We start from the raw sequence: 24488 nt of genomic DNA on the forward strand, positions 1-24488 counted from the left end.
TTCGACAATAGCGTCATTCAATCAGGAGGTGGATGATGCGCGATTTCCATAAAGGCGTCTGGCAAATGAGCCTGGCGATGTTAATTTCCGGCTCTATCGGGGCGTTTGTTTTGCTCAGCGGTCTGCCGGTAGCGGAAGTGGTGTTCTGGCGCTGCCTTATTGGGGCAATGGCGCTTTTTATTTTTATCCGGGTAAGTCAAAAGCCCTTTAGTCCCCTTACCCGCACCACGCTGCTGCTGGCGATTCTCGGCGGTGTGGCTTTAGTAGTGAACTGGCTGCTGCTCTTCGCAGCCTATGAACGCATCTCTATTGGCCTCTCTACCGTGGTCTATAACACCCAGCCGTTTATGCTGGTCCTGATGGGGATGTTTTTAGGCGAGCGCGTCAGCCTGGTGAAATGGGGCTGGTTGTTCCTCGCCTTTGGCGGTGTGGTAATACTGCTCTCCAGCGAACTGACCGGTGCCCACGGCACTGAATGGCTCACCGGTATCGGTCTGGCCATGGCCGCGGCCTTCTTCTACGCGCTGACGGCAATCATTGCGCGCAAACTGAAAACCATCGCACCGAAGCATATTGCCTTTATTCAGGTGCTGACGGGCGTCGTGATGCTTCTGCCGTTTGCCAGCCTGCCGACTTTTTCCGGTGATTTCCCCTGGCCGATCCTGCTTACGCTCGGCATCGTCCATACCGGCATAATGTACCAGCTGCTGTATAGCGCGATTCAGAAGCTGCCTACCCCCATAACAGGTTCCCTGTCGTTTATCTATCCGGTGGTGGCGATTGTTGTCGATAATCTGGTGTTCGGACACTCGCTGAACCTGACGCAGCTGGCGGGCGGCGCGTTGATCCTGTTTGCTGCGGCGGGCAATAACCTGGGCTGGGGCGAAAAAAAACCCCGCGAATGCGGGGTGAGTATCAAAACGCTGAATTAGCGGCGGGCACGCACAATCTGGTATTTGCGCGTCAGGTACTCCACCGGCGCGCTCCAGATGTGCACCAGGCGGGAGAACGGGAACAGCACAAACAGCGTCATCCCCAGCACCAGGTGAACGCGGAAGATAAACGCCACGCCGTCCAGGTGCTCAGACGCTCCGCCGTGGAAGGTCACCACGGACTGCGCCCAGCCCACCAGCTTCATCATCTCGCTGCCGTCCATATGCTGCGCCGAGAACGGAATGGTCAGCAGGCCCAGCGCGCACTGCACCATCAGCAGGGAGAGGATCAGGATGTCCGCTGCGGTAGTGGTCGCACGCACGCGCGGGCTGAACAGACGACGCTTCAGCAGCAGCAGGCCACCTACCAGGGTCATCACGCCGCAGGCACCGCCGGCGATCATCGCCATCTTCTGCTTCACCTCAATCGGCAGCCACGCTTCGTACATCCAGTGCGGCGTAAGCATCCCCAGGAAATGACCGGCAAAAATCCCCAGGATCCCGATGTGGAACAGGTTAGACGCGACGTGCATCCCCTTACGATCCAGCATCTGGCTGGAGGCAGCACGCCAGGTGTACTGGCCGTAGTCATAACGCAGCCAGCTTCCCACCAGGAACACGGTGCCCGCAATATACGGGTAAATGTCAAAGAAGAACATATTCAGGAAGTGCATTAGTGCCGTCCTCCGTTAGAGATATTCAAATATTGCGGGGCAACCGCGCCGGCAAAACGACGCTGGTGAGCCGAGATTTCAGACTCCCCGCAGTTCTGGTCAGCAAAGAATTTCACCTGCTCTTCTTCCCAGACCGCATCCAGCGCCTGCGGGGTATCGTCGCGGGCTTCATCCGCGATTTTCTCCGCCACTTTTTCACTGTCTACAGAGGCGTTAGCCAGCTTCACCAGCAGGTCGAACAGTACCGCATAGCGGCTCTCGCGCTGCTGAAGACGCGCGCCGAGCAGCGCCAGAATCGGCGCGATGTCCTGCAGACCGCCCAGCGCCTCTTCTTTCGGCAGCTGTGCCAGATACTCAAGGTACAGCGGCAGGTGATCCGGCAGCTCGCGGCTGTCGAGCTGCAGGCCGTGCTGCTCGTACTGAGCCATCAGGTCCACCATCGCCTGACCGCGGTCGCGGGATTCCCCGTGAACATGTTCAAAAAGCAGCAGCGACGTCGCGCGCCCGCGGTCAAACAGCTGGCTATAGTCCGCCTGGGCATCCAGAAGGTCGCGCGCCAGCAGATCGCGGAGGAAAACGCCAAGCCGCTGGGCGTCCTCTTTGTCCAGGTTTTCAGATGACGCGAGTGCATCAAAGAGTTCCTGCTGATGCTGCGCAAGCGCAGCATCCGGGTACTCTAGCAGACGCGAAACAATGACGAGTTCAATCATTGGTGCGGCTCCGTTTTGCTGGTCACATCCATAGCGTCGATGCGGCGGCTGTTGAACAGGTTGAATTTGCTGTCAGACCCGTGGCAACCGTCACCGAAGGTAAAGCCACACCCATTTTTCTCCGGGAAGGCCTCGCGGGCCAGCTCGCGGTGGCTGCTCGGTACCACGAAACGGTCTTCGTAGTTGGCAATCGCGAGGTAGCGGTACATCTCCTGCGCCTGCGCTTCGGTCAGGCCCACCTCTTCCAGCGCGCGGGTATCGTTAACGCCGTCAACGGTTTCCGCACGTTTGAAGTGACGCATCGCCAGCATACGTTTCAGCGCCAGCAGTACCGGCTGGGTATCCCCTGCGGTCAGCAGGTTAGCCAGGTACTGAACCGGGATACGCAGGCTTTCCACGTCCGGCAGAATGCCGTTGCTGCCCAGTTCGCCCGCGTCAGCGGCAGACTGAATCGGTGACAGCGGCGGCACGTACCAGACCATCGGCAGGGTGCGGTATTCCGGGTGCAGCGGCAGGGCCAGCTTCCAGTCCATCGCCATTTTGTACACCGGAGACTGCTGCGCCGCGTCAATCACGCTCTGCGGAATGCCGTCTTTCAGCGCCTGCTCAATCACCTTCGGATCGTTCGGATCGAGGAACACGTCCAGCTGACGCTGGTACAGGTCTTTCTCGTTCTCGGTACTCGCGGCATTTTCAATCGCGTCCGCGTCGTACAGCAGCACGCCGAGGTAGCGAATACGGCCTACGCAGCTCTCAGAGCAAACGGTCGGCATACCGGCTTCGATACGCGGGTAGCAGAAGATGCACTTCTCTGATTTACCGCTCTTCCAGTTGAAGTAGATTTTTTTGTACGGGCAGCCGGTGATGCACATGCGCCAGCCGCGGCACTTGTCCTGGTCGATCAGCACGATGCCGTCTTCTTCACGCTTGTAGATGGCGCCGCTTGGGCAGGTCGCCACACACGCCGGGTTGAGGCAGTGCTCGCACAGGCGCGGCAGGTACATCATGAAGGTATTTTCGAACTGGCCGTACATCGTCTTCTGCATGTTCTCGAAGTTCTGGTCTTTGGCGCGTTTTTCGAATTCGCCGCCCAGAATTTCTTCCCAGTTAGGACCGCTGGTAATTTTGTCCATGCGCTTCCCGGTGATCAGCGAACGGGGACGGGCGATCGGCTGGTGTTTGCTTTCCGGCGCGTTGTGCAGGTTCTGGTAGTCGTAATCAAACGGCTCGTAGTAATCCTCGATGCCCGGCAGGTGCGGGTTAGCGAAGATTTTACCCAGCAGCATCGCGCGGTTGCCCATGCGCGGCTGCAGCTTGCCGTTGATTTTACGGATCCAGCCGCCCTTCCACTTCTCCTGGTTTTCCCAGTCGGTCGGGAAGCCGGTGCCCGGCTTGCTTTCCACGTTGTTGAACCAGGCGTACTCCATACCTTCGCGGCTGGTCCAGACGTTTTTACAGGTGACCGAGCAGGTGTGGCAGCCGATGCATTTATCCAGATTCAGCACCATGCCGACTTGTGAACGAATTTTCATTTTACGCTCTCCTGTACCTGGTCATTACCTTCGCCGTCTAACCAGTTAATATTCTTCATCTTACGTACCACCACGAACTCATCGCGGTTCGATCCTACGGTGCCGTAGTAGTTAAAGCCGTATGCCAGCTGCGCATAGCCGCCGATCATGTGGGTCGGCTTCGGCGTAATACGCGTCACGGAGTTGTGAATACCGCCGCGCTGCTCGGTGATCTCGGACCCCGGCAGGTTAACGATACGCTCCTGCGCGTGGTACATCATGGTCATCCCGGCCGGTACGCGCTGGCTCACCACCGCACGCGCCGTCAGGGCACCGTTGCTGTTGAACACTTCGATCCAGTCGTTATCTTCAATACCCAGATCTTTGGCGTCCGTTTCGCTCATCCAGACAATCGGACCGCCGCGAGACAGGGTCAGCATCAGCAGGTTGTCGCTGTAGGTGGAGTGGATACCCCACTTCTGGTGCGGCGTCAGGAAGTTCAGCGCCTTCTCCGGGTTACCGTTGGATTTCGCGCCCATCACCGCTTTCACGGAGCGGGTGTCGATTGGCGGACGATACACCAGCAGGCTTTCGCCGAAGTCGCGCATCCACTGGTGATCCTGATACAGCGACTGACGGCCGGACAGGGTGCGCCACGGGATAAGCTCGTGAACGTTGGTGTAGCCCGCGTTATAGGACACATGCTCATCTTCCAGACCTGACCAGGTCGGGCTGGAGATGATCTTGCGCGGCTGCGCCTGAATATCGCGGAAGCGGATTTTCTCTTCCTCTTTATTCGTCGCCAGGTGCGTATGGTCGCGGCCGGTGAACTCGCTCAGTGCCGCCCAGGCTTTCACCGCCACGTGGCCGTTGGTTTCCGGGGCCAGGGTCAGGATCATCTCTGCCGCATCAATCGCCGTGTTTAGCATTGGCTGGCCTTTCGCCGGGCCGTCCGCTTTGGTGTAATTGAGCTTGCGCAGCAGGTCCATTTCGCTCTGGGTGTTCCAGGCGATCCCTTTCCCGCCGTTGCCGATTTTCTCCATCAGCGGGCCGATAGAGGTAAAGCGCTCGTAGGTTGCCGGGTAGTCGCGTTCAACCGGAATAATGTGCGGCGCGGTTACGCCCGGGATCAGGTCGCACTCGCCTTTTTTCCAGTCCTTCACGTCCAGCGGCTGCGCCAGCTCGGCGGCGGAGTCGTGCTGGATTGGCAGCGTCACCACGTCGGTCTCTTTGCCCAGGTGCCCCACGCAGACTTCGGAGAATTTCTTCGCGATGTCTTTGTAGATATCCCAGTCGCTTTTCGATTCCCACGCCGGGTCAACGGCCGCAGACAGCGGATGAATAAACGGATGCATATCCGAGGTATTCATATCGTCTTTTTCGTACCAGGTCGCAGTTGGCAGCACAATGTCGGAGTACAGGCAGGTGCTGGACAGACGGAAGTCGAGGGTCACCACCAGATCCAGCTTGCCGTCGAGACCGTTATCTTTCCACTCCACCTCTTCCGGCTTCACGCCGCCCTGCTTGCCGAGATCTTTACCCTGAATACCGTTTTCGGTACCGAGCAGGTATTTCAGCATGTACTCGTGGCCTTTACCGGACGAGCCCAGCAGGTTGGAGCGCCAGATGAACAGGTTACGCGGATGGTTTTTACCGTTTTCAGGCTGTTCTGCCGCGAAGCGGATTGAGCCATCCTTCAGTGATTTCACGGTGTAATCCACCGGCGACATCCCCGCCTGCTTCGCCTCTTGTGCAATGCGCAACGGGTTAGTGCCCAGCTGCGGCGCAGAAGGCAGCCAGCCCATACGCTCAGCGCGCACGTTGAAGTCAATCAGGTGGCCGCTGTAGCGGGATTTATCCGCCATCGGCGACAGCAGCTCCTGCGCGGTGACCGTTTCGTAGCGCCACTGGCTGGAGTGGTTATAGAAGTAGGAGGTGCTGTTCATGTGGCGTGCCGGACGCTGCCAGTCGAGGGCAAACGCCAGCGGTTGCCAGCCGGTCTGCGGGCGCAGTTTTTCCTGGCCCACGTAGTGCGCCCAGCCGCCGCCGCTCTGACCAACGCAGCCGCAGAAGATCAGCATGTTGATCAGACCGCGATAGTTCATATCGAGGTGATACCAGTGGTTCAGACCGGCGCCGACGATGATCATGGAGCGACCGTGGGTCTTGTCGGCGTTTTCCGCAAACTCGCGGGCAATACGAACGATCTGCGCGCGCGGTACGCCGGTGATCTGCTCCGCCCAGGCCGGGGTGTACGCCTTCACGTCGTCATAGCCGGTTGCGCAGTTTTCATCGTTCAGACCGCGCTCCAGGCCGTAGTTCGCCATGGTCAGGTCATAAACGGTGGTGACGAGTGCAGTTGAGCCGTCGGCCAGCTGCAGGCGCTTAACCGGCAGCTTGTGCATCAGAACGTTTTTCAGTTCGACCTTGTTAAAGTGCTCGGAACCTTCACCACCAAAGTACGGGAAGCCGACCTCGGCAATCTCGTCCTGGCTGCCCAGCATGCTCAGACGCAGCTCCGTCTCTTCGCCGGTGGTGCCGTTGCGTTGCTCAAGATTCCACTTGCCCTTCTCGCCCCAGCGGAAGCCGATAGAGCCGTTTGGCGCTACCAGCTCGCCGTTGCTGTTGTACGCAACGGTTTTCCACTCAGGGTTATTTTCCTGGCCCAGCGAATCCACCAGATCGGCAGCGCGCAGCGTGCGGCCCGCGGCATAGTAGCCCTCACGCTCTTCCAGCATCACCAGCATCGGCATGTCGGTGTAGCGACGCACGTAGTCGGTAAAGTACTGGCTTGGCTTGTCGAGATGGAATTCACGCAGCATGACGTGGCCCATCGCCATCGCCATCGCGGCGTCGGTACCCTGTTTCGGCGCCAGCCACAGGTCGCACAGCTTGGCGATTTCGGCGTAGTCCGGGGTGACCGCAACGGTTTTGGTCCCTTTGTAACGAACTTCGGTAAAGAAGTGCGCGTCCGGGGTACGGGTCTGCGGTACGTTAGAGCCCCAGGCGATGATGTAGCTTGAGTTGTACCAGTCCGCGGATTCCGGCACATCGGTCTGCTCGCCCCAGGTCTGCGGAGACGCAGGCGGCAGGTCACAGTACCAGTCGTAGAAGCTCAGGCAGGTACCGCCGATAAGTGACAGATAGCGAGCCCCGGAGGCGTAAGAGACCATCGACATCGCCGGGATTGGCGAGAAGCCCGCCACGCGGTCAGGACCGTAGGTTTTGACGGTGTAGACGTTGGAGGCGGCAATCAGCTCGTTCACCTCTTTCCAGGAAGAGCGAACGAAGCCACCGCGACCGCGAGCCTGCTTGAAGCTTTTCGCTTTGTCGGCGTCCTCAACGATGGACGCCCAGGCATCCACCGGATCGCTGTGCTGCACTTTCGCTTCACGCCACATTTTCATCAGGCGCTTACGCATCAGCGGGTATTTCAGACGGTTAGCGCTGTAGAGATACCAGGAGTAGCTGGCGCCACGCGGGCAGCCGCGCGGTTCGTGGTTTGGCATATCCGGGCGGGTGCGCGGATAGTCGGTCTGCTGCATTTCCCAGGTCACCAGACCGTTTTTAACGAAAATCTTCCAGCTACATGAGCCAGTGCAGTTTACGCCGTGGGTAGAACGGACGACTTTGTCATGCTGCCAGCGCTGGCGGTAACCGTCTTCCCAGTCCCGGTTGGTATCCAGAACCTGGCCGTGCCCATCGGCAAACGTTTCACCCTTCTGTTTGAAGTAGCGAAACCGGTCCAAAAATTTGCTCATCGGGTATCTCCTGTATGGAGCCTGTGGCTCTCTAAATCGACATTGCTGATTTGCAGCGAAGGTAACGCCCTGAAAGAGGAGGAGAATTGATAACGATCAAGACGAAGAGGGACTTTAAAAGGAGGGGTTAGACTAAATACCACCAAAGCGGTATATTTTTAAAATGAATAAATAAATGATTTATAAAGACATTTTTCATTCATCGTACAATAACCCGGGCAAAATTTAACATCTCAGGTATTAAGGGGTAGACCTGCCTGCAACGCGATGGCGATCACAATGTTACCCGCAGGTGACTGCTGTAAAAGCTTTCAGTATGTTGTAACTATTATTCGACCAAAAAAAACGCGGCCCGAAGGCCGCGCAAACGGATAATCACACTTACTTATTTTTCTTGGTATTACGGCCATATACCAGCCACGAAATCACAACGCAGGCGATATAGAAGACGAGGAAGACTTTCATGGCGCCTGCCGGAGAGCCGGTCAGGTCCAGCGAGATACCGAACGCTTTCGGGATAAAGAAGCCGCCAATGGCGCCAATCGCAGAGATAAAGCCCAGCGCCGCAGCCGTATCTGTCGCCGCTTCACGCATGGCCTGCTCTTCGCTTCCACCCTGTGCTTTCACGCGATCCATTGTCAGCTTGCGGAAGATCACGGAGATCATCTGGAAGGTGGAAGCACTCCCCAGTCCGGCGGTCAGGAACAGCACCATAAACACGGCGAAGAAGGCGATGAAGCTACCGCCCTGCCCGTCAGCAGGCAGCGTCAGGAACAGCAGCGCACAGACGACCGCCATCACAATAAAGTTCACCAACGTCACGCGGGTACCGCCCAGACGGTCAGAGATCATACCGCCCAGCGAGCGCGCCAGTGCGCCAATGAACGGGCCGAAGAAGGCGAACTGCAGGATCTGAACGTCCGGGAACTGGGTTTTCGACAGCATCGCAAAGCCTGCTGAGAAGCCGATAAACGAACCGAAGGTAGCCAGATACAGCAGCGCCATCACCCAGAGGTGTCCACGCTTCAGCACCGGCAGCTGCTCGCTCAAAGAGGCCTTCGACGCGCTCAGATCGTTCATAAAGAACCAGGCTGCCAGGGTGAAGACCACCAGGAACGGGACCCAAATCCAGGCCGCGTTCTGCAGGTAGAGGGAAGAACCATCCGCCTGCTCGACGCCACCGCCGCCGAAGGCGGCAAAAATAGAAACAGAGATCGCCAGCGGCGCAATCAGCTGCATCACGCTCACGCCCATGTTGCCCAGACCGCCGTTAATGCCCAGCGCGCCGCCCTGCTTCGCTTTCGGGAAGAAGAAGCTGATGTTCGCCATGCTGGAGGCAAAGTTAGCCCCCGCAAAACCGCACAGCAGGGAGATAATCACGAACACGCTGAACGGCGTGGAGGTATCCTGCACCGCGAAGCCAAGCCACGCGCAAGGGACGATCATGATGCCCGTACTGAACGCCGTCCAGCGGCGGCCGCCGAAGACCGGCACCATAAACGCGTATGGAACACGCAGCAGCGCGCCAGACAGCGACGGCAATGCGGTCAACATAAACAGCTGATCGGTCGTAAATGTAAACCCAACTTTCGGCAGGTTTACCGCGACCGCGCTAAACAACATCCATACGCAAAACGCTAACAGCAGACACGGAACGGAAATCCAAAGATTCCGGCTTGCTACACGATGGCCGCGCTGTTGCCAGAACGCCGGATCCTCTGGACGCCAGTCTGTAATAACGGCACCATTTTCCCTTTCGGGAGCGGATGAGTGACTCATAGACACCTCTGATTCTCGAATGATGCTGCAAACATTAGGGTTTTAGGGCGGCGGTAAGTTGATATAAATCAAAGGAAAAGTTCGGGGATTTGCGGCGCAAAAAAAGGGCTTATCCTTAGTGAGTAGAATAATTCGGTAAAAAAGACGTGGTTTTTCACTGTACTGACGGTTCCTTGCTACCACCGCTTCTTCGCCTATACTCCGTTGGCAATTTAGGGGTAATCCTTTATTGGTATGGGTATACTCCAGGGTATGCACCAGAATAACGCCATTCCTGCAAGCAGGCCACGTCAGGAGCCCGGCAACTCTATGTTAAAAAGATGTTTATCACCGCTGACTCTCGTGAATCAGTTAGCCCTGATTGTTTTGCTGTCTACCGCCCTTGGCGTGACCGGCATGGCGATTTCCGGCTGGCTGGTACAGGGAGTACAGGGTAATGCACATGCCATCAACGAGGCAGGCTCGCTACGCATGCAGAGTTATCGTCTGTTGGCGTCGGTCCCCCTGACGCAGGACGATCGGCCCTTGATTGATGAAATGGAGCGCACGGCCTTCAGCCCTGAACTGGAAAACGCCGCCATCCGCGCCGGCCAGCAATCCCAGCTTAAAGCCCTGCAGGGCTACTGGCACACCCAACTGGAACCCGGCCTGAAACAGGCGCGCAGCGCCGAAACCGTTGCGCAGGACGTAGCGGGTTTCGTATCCCGTATTGACGCGCTGGTCTCCTCTTTCGACCAAACCACCGAATTACGCATCGACCGGGTGGTGATGGTACACCGTGCCATGGCGCTGTTTATGGGCCTGCTGCTGATCTTTACCATTATCTGGCTCCGGGCGCGGCTGCTGAATCCGTGGAAACAACTGCTGGCGATGGCGCGCGCCGTGACGAACAGAGATTTTACCCAGCGTACGCACATCAGCGGTCGCAACGAGATGGCAATGCTCGGCCAGGCACTGAACACCATGTCGGCGGAGCTCTCTGAAAGCTATGCGGTGCTGGAGCAGCGCGTGCAGGAAAAAACGGCCGGGCTGGAGCAGAAAAACGAAATCCTCTCCTTCCTGTGGCAGGCCAACCGTCGGCTGCACATGCAGGTGCCGTTATGTGAACGCCTTTCGCCGGTGCTGAACGGCCTGCAAAATCTGACCCTGCTGCATGGTCTGGAGCTGCGGGTTTACGATGTGGAAGATGAAGATAATCATCAGGAGTTTACCTGTCAGTCCGACATGTCCTGCGATGATAAAGGCTGTCACCTGTGCCCGCGCGGCCTGCCGCTGCAGACGTCTGGCGGAACTACCCTGAAGTGGCGGCTGACGGACAGCCATACCCAGTACGGTATTCTGCTGGCAACGCTGCCAGCCGGGCGCCATCTGAGCCATGACCAGCAGCAGCTGGTTGATACGTTGGTTGAACAGCTAACGGCCACGCTGGCGCTTGACCGACATCAGGAAAAGCAGCAGCAGCTGATCGTCATGGAAGAGCGTGCGACCATTGCCCGCGAGCTCCACGATTCTATCGCCCAGTCGCTCTCCTGTATGAAAATGCAGGTGAGCTGCCTGCAGATGCAGGACGCGGAGATGCCGGAAAGCAATAAACAGCTGCTGAGCCAGATCCGCAACGAGCTGAACACCTCCTGGGTACAGCTGCGCGAGCTGCTGACCACCTTCCGCCTGCAGCTGACCGAGCCGGGCCTGCGCCCGGCGCTGGAATCCAGCTGCCAGGAATTTAGCGCCCGGCTGGGCTTCCCGGTGAAGCTGGATTACCAGCTCCCCCCGCGGTTTGTCCCTTCCCATCAGGCGATTCATCTGCTGCAGATCGCCCGCGAAGCACTGAGCAACGTGCTTAAACACGCTGAAGCGACTGCGGTTACGGTTACCGTCAGCCAGCACGCTAACCAGGTCAGGTTGACGGTTTACGACAACGGCCGCGGCGTGCCGGAAAACGCCGAACGCACTAACCACTACGGTTTAATCATTATGCGAGACCGCGCCCAAAGCCTGCGCGGTGATTGCCAGGTTCGCCGGAGAGAGACGGGGGGCACGGAAGTCGTGGTCACCTTCATTCCCGAAAAACCGCTTACAACTGCTCAAGGAGAAACCCATGACTAATCAGGAACCGGCATCCATCCTGTTGATCGACGACCATCCGATGCTGCGTACTGGCGTAAAACAGCTGGTCAGCATGGCACCCGATATTACCGTGGTTGGCGAAGCCAGTAACGGTGAACAGGGCATTGAGCTTGCCGAATCCCTCGATCCCGATCTGATCCTGCTCGATCTCAACATGCCCGGCATGAACGGTCTGGAAACGCTCGACAAGCTGCGCGAGAAATCCCTTTCCGGTCGCGTGGTGGTCTTTAGCGTCTCCAATCACGAAGAGGATGTGGTCACGGCGCTGAAGCGCGGCGCGGATGGCTATCTGCTGAAGGATATGGAGCCGGAAGACCTGCTGAAGGCGCTGCAGCAGGCGGCCGCAGGCGAGATGGTGCTGAGCGAGGCCCTGACGCCGGTGCTGGCCGCCAGCCTGCGGGCGAACCGCGCCACGTCTGACCGTGACGTCAGCCAGTTAACGCCGCGCGAACGCGATATTCTTAAACTGATCGCTCAGGGCCTGCCGAACAAAATGATCGCCCGCCGTCTGGATATCACCGAAAGCACGGTCAAAGTGCACGTGAAGCATATGCTGAAGAAAATGAAGCTAAAATCCCGCGTTGAAGCCGCGGTGTGGGTCCATCAGGAACGCATTTTTTAAGCATTACTCATCCGGCAGCAGCTTCCAGCGCGGGTCGTCGTCAGGTAATGCGGCCAGCGGCTGCACCACAGCAAGCGTGATCTCATTGGACGAGACGCGCTGGCCCTTCTCATCTTCCACCACCGCCGAAAGATGCCAACGGTTTGTCGACCCCTCGCCGTCATTCCAGGCCGGCATAATCACGCTCCAGCCGTCGGTGCTGTTACTTTTCCCCGGTGACGTCAGGCTTAAGGCCTGGGTATCACCCTGCCAGTGGATCTGGCGGATGCCGTGGGTGCTGCGCACCTGTAGCTTCAGCATAACGGTTTCGCCCCCCTTCAGGTCCCACGGCGGGGTTGCCAGCCAGACGGAGAGCGTTTTTCGCTGGCGAAATTCCATCACCGGCAGGCTGTTGCGCTCGGGGGAGTCATAGCGGCTACCGCGCAGGGAACGCGTGGCGGCGACTTCCCCGGCGGAGAGCTGCTTCACCAGCGGCACGCCGAAGCGGTAGTTAAGCTTCAGCCCGAGGTTATTCTGGCTCTCACCACTTTCGCCCTGCTTATGCCCGGCGGTCAGCGTCACCAGCGGCACGGGGGTATAGTTAAGCCCGAGATTGACCGCTACCGGGTTGTGATAGCCAGTTCCGCTGTTGAAGAGGTCGACGTTTTCGCCAAAATACTGCTCGACGCTGACGCTGGTGTTCAGGTGATGAAACCACGGCAGCCAGGCTTTGGCGGTAACGTCATATCCCCGCGCCATGCGCTGATCCTGGACGTCAGAGCTGTCGCGCCAGCTGGCAAAAGGCTGATAGTAGTTAGCCGACAGCCGCAGATTTTCTCCCCACACCTCCGCACCCAGCCCGGCACGCTGCAGGTTCTCATCCAGCAGGTTGTCGTAAAAGGTGTTGTAGCCCAGCAGCCATTTCCCGGCCACCCAGCGCTGGCCGATTCCGGCGTTACTGACCAGGCCATCCGTCTGCTGCGTCAGGCCTAGCTGGCTCCAGCTCAGATAACGGTTGTTATCGTTCCAGGGGATAAACCAGCTCCCGCTGCTGCCGTTGAATTTGCCCTCGTTATCCACGAGCAAATTGACGCTGGCATTCCCCCACGGTGACAGCCAGGATTCAATCTGCTGGTTCACCTCGCCGCTCACCGCGTCGCGCACCTGACCAAAGGCAAACTGCCGCGCCTGCTCGCCCGTTGTCAGGCCGTTGTCGGTCATACTGGCTTCACCAAAGGCTTTCGCCATTTCGGCCAGATGCTTTTCCCCTTCCCCGGTTGGGGCGGCCATGCCGAGATCGGGCAGACTGTCCCCGTTATTATCAAAGGGATTTTGTGCCTGCTGGATAAAGGAATTCGGAGCACCATGAACGGCTCCGACAGTAACAAGGGAGAGTAAAACAAGCGTTCGGAAAGGGGGAGAAACAGTCATCAATGTCGTAAGAATTACCCGGTGCTTACGTAAGAACACCAGTTACCTTAACGCGATTTCTCCCCATTTGCAGCTTTAAGGGGAATTTTCCGGAATTTCCTGAAACATTGTTTTGAGCTCAGGCACGCACGAACCGCAGTTCGTTCCGCAGCGTAACCGCGCCCCCAGCATGGTTACGGAATCACACCCTCCGGCAATCGCTTCCCGTATCGCGTTTTCTCCCACGCTGAAACAGCTGCAGATGATGCGCCCCGGATCGGCACTCTTCCCCGCGCCCTGCCCGTTCAGCAGCGCATGCCGCGCTGCGGGCGTCGAGGGTGGCGACTGAAATGCGGCGTCAATCACCGGGTGCGCCAGCTCGGGCAACGCGGTGCCTTCCCAGAAGCCGAGCATCAGATGGCCTTCGTGCCAGGCCAGCACGCTGCTGCGTTCCCCGGTTTGCGCAACCTGCAGCTGCCAGCCGCGCCCGCTGGCATAATCCATGACCCACAGGAGCAGCGGCTTATCACCTGCTATCGTCATTCGCGAGGGTTTACGCCACCAGTGAACCGAAGAGGGTATTTCCGGCCATTCCCGGGCATAGAGCTCCCCCTGCCAGCCGGGCTGCCAGGGCATGATTCTGACGGCGGTTTGTTTACTCTCCGGCTGGCCCGAAGCCGGATCGCAGCGCCCTTCCACCAGCGCGTTCACCTTACCCTGGCGGGCAAACTCAGCGTTCCAGTGCATCGGGGCAAATGCTTCGCCTTCCCGTATTCCATCGTTGATTCGCACTCTGGCAACCATGACGCCGCGCGGGGAATTGATGCGCGCCAGCTGGCCGTCACACAGGGCAAATCGGATCGCGTCTGCGGCGCAGACCTCAACAAACGGCTCCGCGATATGCTGCATCAGCCGGGGTACGTATCCTGTCCGGGTCATGGTGTGCCACTGGTCGCGGATGCGCCCGGAGTTAAGGATCAGCGGGTAGAGCGCGGTGGTCGTTGCGCCGTGCGGCAGCGGCTCGACCGGCACCAGGTTTCGGCGCGGGAAATCCCCCGTTCGCCATTGATAAGGTTCAAGTCGCTCCCACGCTTCACGGGTTAGCCCGGCCAGCTCATGCAGGTTCAATGCCCGCGCGCCGTCGTTTTCAAAGGCCGTCAGCGCCGCATGCTCGCAAAAAATCTCGTGCGGATGCTCCCAGGCAAAAGCCTCGCCGTAGCCCAGCCGTTTTGCAATCTGAGCCACGATCCACCAGTCAGGCTTCGCTTCGCCCGGCGCGGGCAGAAACGCGCGCTGGCGCGAAATGCGCCGCTCGGAATTGGTCACCGTGCCGTCCTTCTCCCCCCAGCCCAGCGCCGGAAAACGGATATGGGCAAACCGGCTGGTGTCGGTATCTTTCATCACTTCAGAAACCATCACCAGCGGGCACATTGCCAGCGCCTGACACACCGCGTGGCTGTCCGACAGCGACACGGCAGGGTTGGTGCCCATGATCCACACAGCCTTCACCTCGCCGCGGGCGATGGCGTCAAACAGCTCCACCGCCATCAGGCCCGGCGTCTGCGCCAGCCGTTCCGTTCCCCAGAAACGCGCCACCCGAGAGAGATCGTCCGGCTCGAAGTTCATATGCGCCGCCAGCTGGTTCGCCAGCCCGCCCACTTCCCGGCCGCCCATGGCGTTTGGCTGTCCGGTCAGCGAAAACGGGCCGCAGCCCGGACGATTAAATTTCCCGCTGGCAAGATGAACGTTAATGATGGCGCTGCACTTGTCGCTGCCGCTGATGGACTGGTTGATCCCCATGGTGTAGAGCGTTATCGCCCGCGGTGCGGTGACAAACCAGTCATAAAAAGTCCCCACCTTCTCTGAAGGAAGGTCGCAAAACGCCGCCACGCGGGCAACCGGCCACTCATCGGTGCCCTGAATCAGATTGAGCAACCCCACAAACAGCCCGGCGTCGCTGCCGGGTTTAAGCGCCAGATGCAAGTCGGCAATATCGCAGGTAGCGGTTTTACGCGGGTCAATCACCACCACCTTCATCTGCGGGTTGTTATGCTTTGCCTGCACCAGGCGCTGATAGAGCACCGGATGCGTCCAGGCCGCGTTCGAGCCAGCCAGCACCACCAGATCGCTGTTTTCCACATCCTCATAGCTGCACGGCACCACGTCTTCGCCGAAGGCACGCTTGTAGCCCACCACCGCCGAGGACATGCAGAGCCGGGAGTTGGTATCAATGTTCGCCGCGCCGATAAACCCTTTCATCAGCTTGTTGGCGGCATAGTAATCCTCGGTTAACAGTTGGCCGGAGGCGTAAAACGCCACCGCCTGCGGCCCCCATGTGTCGACGATCTCCCGCAGCCGCTCACCCGCCGCGTTCAGCGCCTGCGCCCAGTCAACCTCAATTCCGTCGACAACGGGGCGCAAAAGCCGCCCCTGCAAACCCATCGTCTCCCCCAGGGCTGATCCTTTCACGCACAGGCGGCCAAAGTTCGCAGGATGGGTTTCATCCCCACGAACGCTGACCGCGCCATCCTCCACGCTGGCGACCACGCCGCAGCCTACCCCGCAGTAGGGGCACGTTGTCCGGGTATCCGTCATGAGGCCTCCGCACGCATTACCAGCTCTTCGTTTCCGACCCACACCTGGCCGTTTTCAATTTTTACCGGCCAGGCGCGCACCGCGGGTTCACCGTTCTCCACCTGACAACCGTCGCGCAGACGAATGCGCTGCTTGTAGAGCGGGGAAATTACCACCGGCTCGCCCGCCGCATCGCCAAGGATGCCGCGCGAAAGCACGTTCGCGCTGCTGCCCGGCTCCAGATCGTCCAGGGCATAAACGGACGTTCCAAAGCGGAACAGCGCAATCGGTTTTCGGCCAAGCCGCGCGCCGATGCCCGCCTGCTCCGGGATATCGTCAATGCCGCAGATCTCCTGCCAGCGCTTGCTTTCGTCCGACGGTGCGTGGTTCACCGCGGTGCGGAACAGCGCCAGGCGATCAGGATCGTTGAGCGTGGTTTGCCACTCGCACTGGTACGTCTCTACTACCCGGGCCATCTCCTGCTCCAGCTCGTGGGCGATGCCGAGACTGTCGTTGAGGATCACCTCACGAAGATAGTCGAGGCCGCCCTCCAGGTTGTCCATCCAGGTGCTGGTGCGCTGCAGGCGATCCGCAGTGCGGATATAAAACATCAGGAAACGGTCGACGGTGCGGATCAGTGTTTCGTCGTCCAGATCGCTGGCGAAGAGATCCCCATGCCGCGGCTTCATGCCGCCGTTGCCGCACAGATAGAGGTTCCAGCCTTTGTCTGTGGCAATCACCCCCACGTCTTTGCTCTGCGCCTCCGCGCACTCGCGGGTGCAGCCGGAAACCGCCATTTTGATTTTGTGCGGCGCGCGCAGGCCCTTGTAGCGGTGTTCCAGCCGGACCGCGAGGCCGGTGGAGTCCTGCACGCCGTAGCGGCACCAGGTCGACCCGACGCAGGATTTCACCGTGCGCAGGGATTTCCCGTAGGCGTGCCCGGTTTCAAACCCGGCCTCCACCAGCGCCTGCCAGATTTCCGGCAGCTGTTCCAGAGTGGCGCCAAACAGATCGATACGCTGCCCGCCGGTGATTTTGCTGTACAGGCCGTAGCGTTTGGCAATCTGACCGATAGCGATCAGTCCGTCTGCCGTCACTTCCCCTGCGGGCATACGCGGCACAATGGAATACGTTCCGTCTTTCTGGATGTTGGCGAAGTAGCGGTCGTTAGTGTCCTGCAGCGGCAGATGCGCCGGCTTCAGCAGGTACTCGTTCCAGCAGGAGGCCAGCACCGATCCCACCAGCGGCTTACAGATTTCGCACCCGTGGCCCTGACCGTAGCGGCTGATGAGCTGGTCGAAGGTGTGGATATGGTTGACGCGCACGAGGTGGTAAATCTCCTGACGCGAGTACGGGAAGTGTTCGCAGATATCCTTTTTTACCTCCACGCCCTGCTCGGCAAGCTGGAACTCCATCACCTGCTTCACCAGCGCGCTGCATCCGCCACAGCCGGTTGCCGCTTTGGTGCACTGCTTAACGGCGCCGATATCCGCTGCGCCCGCACTCACCGCCCGGCAGATATCGCCTTTACTGACGTTATGACACGAACAGATCTGCGCGCTTTCCGGGAGCGCCGCCACGCCCAGCGCTTTCGGCGCGCTGCCTGACAACGCGGGTAAAATCAGTGATTCCGGCTCTTTCGGCAGGCTGATGCCGTTAAGCATCATCTGCACCAGCGTGGCGTATTCGCTGGCATCACCCACCAGCACGCCGCCCAGCAGCGTTTTGCCGTCGTGGCTGACCACAATTTTCTTGTAGATTTGCTGCGGGCCGTGCGTCCACTGGTAGCTTAGCGCTCCCGGCGTGCGCCCGTGGGCATCGCCAAAGGACGCCACGTCCACGCCGAGCAGCTTGAGCTTAGTGCTCATATCTGCCCCGGTGAAGGTTTTATTTTCGCCCGCGAGCGCGGCGGCGGCCACGCGCGCCATCTGGTAGCCCGGCGCCACCAGGCCGAAGATTTTCCCTTCCCACAGCGCGCATTCACCGATGGCCAGCACGTCCGGATCGGAGGTCCGGCAGCCGTCATCAATGCAGATCCCGCCGCGCTCGCCGACAGCCAGCCCGCCGCTGCGTGCCAGTGCGTCCTGCGGACGAATGCCGGCAGAAAAGACCACCATGTCCGTTTCCAGCTGTTCACCATCGGCAAAGCGCAGCGTCAGCCCGTCGACCGTCGAGACAATTTCCGTGGTGGCTTTACTGGTGTGAACGCCGACGCCCAGCGCCTCGATTTTCCTGCGCAGCATCGCCGCGCCGTCATTATCAAGCTGCACCGCCATCAGGTTGGGCGCAAACTCCACCACATGGGTTTCCAGCCCGAGCTGCCTGAGGGCATTCGCCGCCTCCAGCCCGAGCAGGCCGCCGCCAATCACCACGCCGCGGCGCGAGCCCGCGGCGTGGGCCGCAATGTTGTCCAGGTCGTCAAGGGTGCGGTAGACAAAGCAGCCCGGCAGATCGTTGCCCGGCACGGGCGGGACGAACGGGTATGAGCCGGTCGCCAGCACCAGTTTATCCCAGTGCGTTTCATGCCCGCTGGCGGTACGTACCACGCGCGCGTCGCGGTCGATAGCGACGATCTGCTGCGACAGGCGCAGCTCAATGCCGTTGTTGGCAAAGAAATCCCCTTCCACCAGCGAGAGTGACGCCGCGCTGCGTCCGCCAAAATATTCCGAGAGATGCACGCGATCGTAGGCCGCATAGCGCTCCTCGCCAAAGACAACGATCTGATACTGCTGATGCAGATTGCGGTTAACGCAGTCTTCGAGGAAATGATGGCCGACCATACCGTGTCCAACCACCACCAGAGTAGGTTTTGTCATAGCGTTCTGTCCTGCAACCTGCGGTTGCGTAGTGAAACGATCGAACAGCCAGTCCGCGTGGGCGGGCGCAGCCGTTGCCAGTAAATCGGTAAATGTTGCCGCGCTGCGGCAGTCGCCCATCAGCAGCACGCCAGCCAGCGCCCCCTGATGGATCAGTAAACGCCGATAGTGACGGGTCAGCGGATCCCATGAACTCCAGACCACATCGCTCTCCAGCGCTTCCGCACGCCCGAGGCTGAACAGCTCCACGCCGGTCACCTTGAGGCGCATGCCGTTGTCGGTCAGGGCAAACGGCGCGGTAACGTCCCCGCCCAGCCGCGCGGCGAGAATATCCGCCTGCGCCAGGCAGGGGGCGACCAGGCCAAACGTCTGGCCGTCAATCTCACAGCACTCGCCAATGGCGTAGACGTTCGGCCTGGAAGTCCGCATCTGGTGATCCACCACGATGCCGCGCGCGCAGCGAATGCCGCTGGCCTGCGCCAGCGCGACGTTGGGCTGCACACCGGTCGCCAGCACCACGCGCGCGGCGGTGACGAGGCGTCCGTTCAGCAGCGTCACGCTATTCCCGTCAATCGCCGCGATACCGGAGGCGAGTTCACAACTAACGCCCCGCGCCGCCAGCGCCTCTTCCAGCAGCATTCCCGCCTGCTGGTCCAGCTGCTGCTCCATCAGCCACGGACCGCGATGAACGAGCGTGACGTTGTCACCTGAACGCGCCAACGCTGCCGCCGTCTCTACGCCGAGCACGCCTCCCCCCAGCACCACCGCCGGACCGGCGATCGCCTGAATGGCCCGGGTATCCTCCAGGGTACGGAACGTGAAGACATGCGGCGCATCACCGCCAGGGATCGGCGGCACAAAGGGCGTTGACCCGGTAGCAAATACCAGCGCATCCCAGCCCAGCGTGCGGGCGGTGGTTTGCACTTCCCGCGCGTCCAGGTCCACAGCGAGCGCCTTTTCGCCCCGCAGCACCGTTACGCCCCGCTCCTGGTACCAGCGGTCATCCTGAAGGCAGATGCCCGCAGCCGTTTTTTCACCGCCCAGCACCGGCGAAAGCTGGATACGGTTATAGGCATGCTCCGGCTCATCACCGATGACGGTGATAGCGAACCGACCGGAAGCACGCCCGGTGAGCGAAGCAATCAGCCGGGTTGCCGCCATGCCATTCCCGATAATGACCAGTCGCATCAAAGCCCCCTCGCTACGCCGCTTTCGGCTGTTTTTCGTAGAGGAAATGAAGGATCTGCTGACGCATGTGGTGATAGCGGCTATCGTCCGCCAGCTGAACCCGGTTGCGCGGACGCGGCAGGTCTACGCGGAGGATCTCCCCGACGGTGGCCGCCGGGCCGTTGGTCATCATCAGCACGCGATCGGAAAGCAGCACCGCCTCGTCCACATCGTGGGTAATGAGCACGATGGTGGTGTTCAGCGCCTGCTGGATCTGCATCACCGAGTCCTGCAGGTGGGCGCGCGTCAGCGCATCCAGCGCGCCGAACGGCTCATCCATCAGCAGCACTTTCGGCTTCATCGCCAGCGCGCGGGCAATGCCGACGCGCTGCTTCATGCCGCCGGAGATCTCCCCCGGACGCTTGTGCAGCGCGTGGCCCATCTGCACGCGGTCAAGGTTGTGCTCTATCCACGCTTTGCGCTCGGCCTTGCTCATGGTGTGGCGGAACACCTGATCCACCGCCAGCGCCACGTTGTCGAAACAGGTCAGCCACGGCAGCAGCGAATGGTTCTGGAACACCACCGCGCGCTCGGGCCCCGGCCCGGCTATTTCGCGGTTGTCGCAAATCAGCCCGCCTTCCGTCGGCAGCGTAATGCCGGCGATGAGATTCAGCAGCGTTGATTTGCCGCAGCCGGAGTGGCCGATCAGGCTGACGGTTTCGCCCTCGTGGATATCAAAAGAGACGTTTTGCAGCGCCAGAAACTCGCCGCTGGCGGTGGAAAAACGCTGGCTCACGGCCTGGACCTGAATTAATGGTTTCATGTTCGCTCCTTATTTTTCCTGCCAGCTAAAGCGACGGGCGATCAGCATCAGCCCCTGCTCCAGCAGCAGCCCGACCACGCCAATGATGACGATGGCGATGAGAATGTTTTCGACGTTGAGGTTGTTCCACTCGTTCCAGATCCAGAAGCCGATGCCGAGGCCTCCGGTAAGCATCTCGGCGGCGACAATCACCAGCCAGGCGATGCCGATGGAGAGGCGCACCCCGGTCAATACAGCGGGCAGCACCGCCGGAAAAAGAATGCGGCGCATAATGGTCCACTCGGAAAGCTGCAATACGCGGGCGACGTTGAGGTAATCCTGCGGAATGCGGCGCACGCCTTCGGCGGTGTTGATGACCATCGGCCAGATGGAGCAGATAAAAATGGTCCAGCTCGACGCGGGCTCCGCCTTCTGGAACAGCAGCAGGCCGATGGGCAGCCAGGCCAGCGGGCTGACCGGGCGCAGAAGCGCAATCAGCGGGTTAAACATGCGCGCGAAAAAGGTGAAGCGGCCAATCAAAAAACCCAGCGGTATGCCCACCAGCGCCGCCAGGCCAAAGCCGATGGCAACGCGCTGCAGTGAAGCAAGCACGTTCCAGCCAATGCCCATATCGTTAGGCCCGTCGCGATAAAACGGATCGGCGAAAAGGGTAATAGCGGAATCAAGCGTGCTGAGCGGCGTCGGGAAACCTTTGCTGTTTATCGCTGCCAGCTGCCAGAGCACCACCAGCAGCCCGAGACCGAGCAGCGCCGGAATCACGCGCTGTAAAAAATCGTTCATCCGGCGCGCAAATGCGGGCGGGCGGCGGCGAACCTGTACCGGAGGCAGGACAATCACTTCCCCGCTCTCTGACGTCTGTTGTGGTTTCGTATTTTGCAGATGCGGCATAATCAGGCCCCTTTACGGTGAATAGCGAAACGGCTGGCGTACCCTTCCGGATCGGTGCCGTTCCAGACGGTGCCGTCCATCAGCGTGCTGCTGCGGTACGGTGATGACGGTGCGGACATGCCGCCGACCGCGGCGGCGGCATCCTGCCAGACCGAGGTCTGGTTAATGCGCTGCGCGATGCCCGCGTAGTCCGGCGCGGCTTTGAGCAAGCCCCAGCGGCGGAACTGGGTTAAGAACCACATACCGTCGGAGTGGTACGGGTAGCTGACGGCCCCCTCGTTGAAAAAGCGGATCGGGTGCGCGTCCTGCCAGCGCTGGCCCAGGCCGTTGTCGTACTCGCCGAGCATCCGTCCGGTAAGATACTGTTCTTTGCAGTTGAGCCACGCCCGGCGGGAGAGGATCTGCGCGGTTTCGCGTTTGTTTTCCGGGGACGCCTCGATCCAGCGCGCGGCCTCCAGCACCGCGCTCACCAGCGCCCGCGCGGTGTGCGGATTTTTCTCCACCCAGTCACGGCGCGTACCGAGGATTTTTTCCGGATGATCGGCCCAGATAGACTGCGACGTGGCGGCGGTAAAACCGATGCGGTCGTTAATCGCCCGCGCGTTCCACGGCTCGCCGACGCAGAAGCCCACCATGTTGCCAATGCGCATGTTCATCACCATCTGCGGCGGCGGCACGACGACCGTGCGCACGTCCTCAAACGGATTAATACCCGCGCTGGCCAGCCAGTAGTAGAGCCACATGGCGTGCGTCCCGGTCGGGAAGGTGTGCGCGAAGGTATAGGTTCCCGGCGCTTGCTGCCCGATCAGCGTTTTCAGCCCATCGAGGTCGCGAACGCCCTTCTCTGCCAGATCGCTGGAGAGCGTAATGGCCTGACCGTTCTGGTTGAGGGTCATCAGGTTCGCCATCTGCTGCGGTTTGCCGGCGATGCCCAGTTCCAGGCCGTACAGCAGGCCGTAAAGAATGTGTGCGGCATCAAGTTCCCCCGCCACCAGCTTGTCGCGCACCGCCGCCCAGCTCGCCTCTTTGGTGGGAACAAGGGTGATACCGTATTTTTTATCAAAGCCTTTCAGGGCTGCGATAACCACCGGCGCGCAGTCGGTCAGCGGGATAAACCCGACGCGCACCGTCTCCTGTTCCGGTTTATCCGAGCCTGCCGCCCAGGCGGCCTGCATTACACCCGGTAACAGCACTGCGCCACTCGCCAGCATGCTGGCCTGCAAAAATCGCCGTCTCGACAAATCCGCCATAACCGCTCCCAAAAAAAGCCAAAAAAAAGCGCCCGCCGTGCCGAAGCACCGCTGGACGCCTTTATCCCGAAGACTGATGCACCGCCGTTGGCGCACCGTCAAAAATGGTTAATTGAATAATGCAAAGCTAATGCCAGGTCTGAAGACTCTGTTTCAGGGCCTGAAGCCGGGTTTTGCGCGCGACCACGCACCTCAATCAGGCATAAAATGCCCGCTGATTGTGCAGCTACTCCTTAGGTGTTACCTGCCACACGCTCTTCACCGTAAGCAGCGCGCGGGCGATATCCACCATGCGCTGGTTCTTGTCCATCGCCATTTTGCGCAGCGTCGTCCAGGCCTGCTCTTCACTCATATGCTGATGGGTCATAAGCACGCTTTTGGCTTTATCAATGGTTTTGCGCTCCTCAAGCGTATCGCGCAGCGACGCGAGCTGGCGGGACAGCTGCTCTATTTCACGCGCCTGCTGGCGAACCAGGGTCAGCAGCGGTTTATCCGGGTAGTGTGCAAGCGGATCGTCCTCTTCATCCCCAGGAAGCGGGTACGCCTCGTCGCGCTGAATACGCTCATCCACCGCGACCATCAGATCGGCGATGATCGTCTCTTCCAGCGCGCGCAGATGCTCCAGCCGCGCCGTTTGCAGCGCAAACCAGGCGAGCGCGGTATGGCCATTGTCTGCGGCAGGCTGGCGGGTACAGGCCACGCGCCGGAGTTGCTCCGTCTCACGATCGGGCTGGCAGTTGAGTGAGAATATAGTCTGCACGTCAGCCTGGCTGTGGGAGAGAAAGATCTCAAAGCAGGCCTGCTGCCCGTCAATGCGGTCAACCAGCCGCTGGCGCGTCACATCGTCGAAAAAGCCCTGCGTAAAGCCAATCGCCCCCAGGGCCCGCTCCTGTCCTGCCAGCTCTTTCCCCTGCATCAGGCTATAAAGCGCGACGAAACGGCCCGCGATTTGCGGGTCGTCAATGCTGTCATTAAGCTGAGGCACGATACTGAGCAGGTGGCGCAGCATACGGGAGTAGTGCTCCATTGCCTGCGGAGCCGTCAGCGTTTGCCGACTTACACCGTCGCGCAGCGCGGGAAGCGTCTCCAGCGTGAGCAGCGCATTGCCGATACGTTCGCAAACGGCGCTTCCCGGGAAGGCGGAGTGCTTTCCAAGAATGTCATTCAGTGCAGCAAGGTTTTCGTCCACCAGCGCCCGGCTGGCTTTGCATTCAGGCGCGTAGAGCTTACCCTGTGAGCAGAGCCAGACGTTGGACGCCCCGCGCTCGCACTGGAGCATATGCACCAGCTGGCTAATGCCGTGCACCAGCACGTTCAGCTGCGCCAGCCTGCTGAGCTGCTCCCGGCGCATACGCCTTGCTCGCTGGAGCCATTCGGTTGCACCTGGCGAAATGCCGGCCATTAATGTCATGCTTACTCTCCCGGACAGCGAAACTCCGGGGAATTAAGCAATATTCGTGCCTTT

The 24488-nt window shown here is 60.0% G+C and carries 15 protein-coding genes; 3 read left to right on the plus strand and 12 right to left on the minus strand.

Annotation, left to right across the window (positions count from 1 at the left end; all coding sequences use genetic code 11):
- The first annotated feature begins 35 nt into the window (after positions 1-35).
- Positions 36-932 (plus strand): DMT family transporter, encoded by an 897-nt coding sequence (locus tag AC4ICF_RS13200; protein ID WP_316379676.1) that lies wholly within the window; start codon positions 36-38, stop codon positions 930-932.
- Here AC4ICF_RS13200 and narI read toward each other — a convergent pair.
- The 5 genes from narI to AC4ICF_RS13225 form a co-directional block, all read right to left on the minus strand.
- Positions 929-1606 (minus strand): respiratory nitrate reductase subunit gamma, encoded by a 678-nt coding sequence (narI, locus tag AC4ICF_RS13205; protein ID WP_021240339.1) that lies wholly within the window; start codon positions 1604-1606, stop codon positions 929-931. The two genes, AC4ICF_RS13200 and narI, sit on opposite strands and share 4 nt — an antisense overlap.
- Entirely contained in the window at positions 1606-2316 is a 711-nt protein-coding gene (gene narJ, locus AC4ICF_RS13210) for a nitrate reductase molybdenum cofactor assembly chaperone (protein WP_028013443.1), read from the minus strand. The genes narI and narJ overlap by 1 nt, the downstream gene beginning before the upstream one ends.
- Positions 2313-3848: a nitrate reductase subunit beta gene (gene narH, locus AC4ICF_RS13215; RefSeq protein WP_316379657.1), complete on the minus strand. Its 1536-nt coding sequence runs from the start codon at positions 3846-3848 to the stop codon at positions 2313-2315. The genes narJ and narH overlap by 4 nt, the downstream gene beginning before the upstream one ends.
- Positions 3845-7588: a nitrate reductase subunit alpha gene (locus AC4ICF_RS13220; protein WP_316379656.1), complete on the minus strand. Its 3744-nt coding sequence runs from the start codon at positions 7586-7588 to the stop codon at positions 3845-3847. Before AC4ICF_RS13220 ends, narH begins: the two co-directional genes overlap by 4 nt.
- Before the next feature lie 381 nt (positions 7589-7969).
- Positions 7970-9367, minus strand: coding sequence for a NarK family nitrate/nitrite MFS transporter (locus AC4ICF_RS13225; RefSeq protein WP_491466093.1), 1398 nt, complete (start codon positions 9365-9367; stop codon positions 7970-7972).
- 309 nt (positions 9368-9676) lie between these two features.
- Here AC4ICF_RS13225 and narX point away from each other — a divergent pair, with 309 nt between their 5' ends.
- Positions 9677-11473, plus strand: a complete 1797-nt coding sequence (gene narX / locus AC4ICF_RS13230) for a nitrate/nitrite two-component system sensor histidine kinase NarX (RefSeq protein ID WP_316379654.1) — start codon at positions 9677-9679, stop codon at positions 11471-11473.
- Positions 11466-12116 (plus strand): two-component system response regulator NarL, encoded by a 651-nt coding sequence (narL, locus tag AC4ICF_RS13235; RefSeq protein WP_003856701.1) that lies wholly within the window; start codon positions 11466-11468, stop codon positions 12114-12116. The genes narX and narL overlap by 8 nt, the downstream gene beginning before the upstream one ends.
- 3 nt (positions 12117-12119) lie before the next feature.
- Here the strand turns inward: narL and AC4ICF_RS13240 are convergent, their stop codons facing one another.
- From AC4ICF_RS13240 to nasR, 7 genes are all read right to left on the minus strand, one after another.
- Positions 12120-13526 carry a YchO/YchP family invasin gene (locus tag AC4ICF_RS13240; protein WP_316379652.1) on the minus strand — a complete coding sequence of 469 codons (1407 nt, stop codon included), beginning with the start codon at positions 13524-13526 and terminating at the stop codon, positions 12120-12122.
- Between the two features lie 75 nt (positions 13527-13601).
- Positions 13602-16100 carry a nitrate reductase gene (locus AC4ICF_RS13245; protein ID WP_316379650.1) on the minus strand — a complete coding sequence of 833 codons (2499 nt, stop codon included), beginning with the start codon at positions 16098-16100 and terminating at the stop codon, positions 13602-13604.
- Positions 16097-20083 carry a nitrite reductase large subunit NirB gene (gene nirB, locus AC4ICF_RS13250; RefSeq protein ID WP_316379649.1) on the minus strand — a complete coding sequence of 1329 codons (3987 nt, stop codon included), beginning with the start codon at positions 20081-20083 and terminating at the stop codon, positions 16097-16099. The genes AC4ICF_RS13245 and nirB overlap by 4 nt, the downstream gene beginning before the upstream one ends.
- 13 nt (positions 20084-20096) lie before the next feature.
- Entirely contained in the window at positions 20097-20885 is a 789-nt protein-coding gene (locus AC4ICF_RS13255) for an ABC transporter ATP-binding protein (protein WP_015570359.1), read from the minus strand.
- Positions 20886-20894: 9 nt separating this feature from the next.
- Positions 20895-21773, minus strand: coding sequence for a nitrate ABC transporter permease (gene ntrB, locus AC4ICF_RS13260; protein WP_166711447.1), 879 nt, complete (start codon positions 21771-21773; stop codon positions 20895-20897).
- 2 nt (positions 21774-21775) lie between these two features.
- Positions 21776-23023 carry a CmpA/NrtA family ABC transporter substrate-binding protein gene (locus AC4ICF_RS13265; protein ID WP_316379647.1) on the minus strand — a complete coding sequence of 416 codons (1248 nt, stop codon included), beginning with the start codon at positions 23021-23023 and terminating at the stop codon, positions 21776-21778.
- Between the two features lie 226 nt (positions 23024-23249).
- Entirely contained in the window at positions 23250-24434 is a 1185-nt protein-coding gene (gene nasR / locus AC4ICF_RS13270) for a nitrate regulatory protein NasR (RefSeq protein ID WP_192985093.1), read from the minus strand.
- Positions 24435-24488 lie beyond the last annotated feature (54 nt).

Source organism: Enterobacter sp. ECC_219_Taxon_10, from assembly GCF_058354905.1.

Excerpts from the sequence above, each read along its gene's own strand:
- AC4ICF_RS13200 (WP_316379676.1), top strand. The coding sequence starts at position 36 with ATGCGCGATTTCCATAAAGGCGTCTGGCAAATGAGCCTGGCGATGTTA.
- narI (WP_021240339.1), bottom strand. The coding sequence starts at position 1,606 with ATGCACTTCCTGAATATGTTCTTCTTTGACATTTACCCGTATATTGCG.
- narJ (WP_028013443.1), bottom strand. The coding sequence starts at position 2,316 with ATGATTGAACTCGTCATTGTTTCGCGTCTGCTAGAGTACCCGGATGCT.
- narH (WP_316379657.1), bottom strand. The coding sequence starts at position 3,848 with ATGAAAATTCGTTCACAAGTCGGCATGGTGCTGAATCTGGATAAATGC.
- AC4ICF_RS13220 (WP_316379656.1), bottom strand. The coding sequence starts at position 7,588 with ATGAGCAAATTTTTGGACCGGTTTCGCTACTTCAAACAGAAGGGTGAA.
- AC4ICF_RS13225 (WP_491466093.1), bottom strand. The coding sequence starts at position 9,367 with ATGAGTCACTCATCCGCTCCCGAAAGGGAAAATGGTGCCGTTATTACA.
- narX (WP_316379654.1), top strand. The coding sequence starts at position 9,677 with ATGTTAAAAAGATGTTTATCACCGCTGACTCTCGTGAATCAGTTAGCC.
- narL (WP_003856701.1), top strand. The coding sequence starts at position 11,466 with ATGACTAATCAGGAACCGGCATCCATCCTGTTGATCGACGACCATCCG.
- AC4ICF_RS13240 (WP_316379652.1), bottom strand. The coding sequence starts at position 13,526 with ATGACTGTTTCTCCCCCTTTCCGAACGCTTGTTTTACTCTCCCTTGTT.
- AC4ICF_RS13245 (WP_316379650.1), bottom strand. The coding sequence starts at position 16,100 with ATGACGGATACCCGGACAACGTGCCCCTACTGCGGGGTAGGCTGCGGC.
- nirB (WP_316379649.1), bottom strand. The coding sequence starts at position 20,083 with ATGCGACTGGTCATTATCGGGAATGGCATGGCGGCAACCCGGCTGATT.
- AC4ICF_RS13255 (WP_015570359.1), bottom strand. The coding sequence starts at position 20,885 with ATGAAACCATTAATTCAGGTCCAGGCCGTGAGCCAGCGTTTTTCCACC.
- ntrB (WP_166711447.1), bottom strand. The coding sequence starts at position 21,773 with ATGCCGCATCTGCAAAATACGAAACCACAACAGACGTCAGAGAGCGGG.
- AC4ICF_RS13265 (WP_316379647.1), bottom strand. The coding sequence starts at position 23,023 with ATGGCGGATTTGTCGAGACGGCGATTTTTGCAGGCCAGCATGCTGGCG.
- nasR (WP_192985093.1), bottom strand. The coding sequence starts at position 24,434 with ATGACATTAATGGCCGGCATTTCGCCAGGTGCAACCGAATGGCTCCAG.